The following is a 766-nucleotide window of genomic DNA, read 5'->3' on the forward strand; positions in this document are numbered from 1 at the left end:
CCCTTATGTTAGCTGAAAAAATTTTGGTTTTATGTTTTTTGTATACTTTATGCAGAAATTTTGCTGATATAGATGTACAAAATGCTTTCCATTTCACGCCACTTACTTCATATCCACCATCAATATCGAGCATATATTCTTCATCTACTAAAATAGGGGATAGTGATTCGTTGTACCATTCAGTGAGAGTCTCGTCTCCTATTTCATTGGCATGAACAACTATTTTTTTATCCCTGAATTCTGATAATAAAATGGTTGCGGCAGTCTGCTGTACTGTTACTAATTCTGTTCTGCAATTAGCTGATTCTGGCAAGTTATGAACATACCAAACATGTAAGTTCTTGATCGTACCATCAGACAGCTTTGAGCGAACTTCCTTTGCAGCAGACTGTAAACGAGTAGGAACTTCATTTATATCGCGCTGTAAAAGCCATGCTAATGCAATATTTAGATCACTGGCTTTATTAGCTGGATCAGCTGGATTCACTTTACTAGAGAAATAACATTGAATAATAACAGCATATTCATCTTCAGGGTTGATGTAAACTAAATCACATTTTTTATCATCTTGACCATCGGTAATTGATTCGGCAGCGACGCTATCTAAATCATCGATGCCAAATTTTAATGTCAAAGAAAATAATGCTAGGCCATTATCACCATAAACAGCTAAATCCTCTCTTGCATTGAACGCTTCTTTCCATGTGCTCATTTTTTTGCCTTTCAAAGAGTTAAGTTTATACGGAATAAATTGCTTGTGTAATTT

General features: G+C 35.1%; 1 pseudogene. It reads right to left on the reverse strand.

Annotated elements, in window-relative coordinates:
- Nucleotides 1–712 (reverse strand): annotated as a pseudogene (locus J1785_RS00575) (AIPR family protein); the annotation flags it as partial.
- Nucleotides 713–766 lie beyond the last annotated feature (54 nt).

This window comes from Rahnella perminowiae, assembly GCF_019049755.1.
GTDB lineage: Bacteria > Pseudomonadota > Gammaproteobacteria > Enterobacterales > Enterobacteriaceae > Rahnella > Rahnella perminowiae.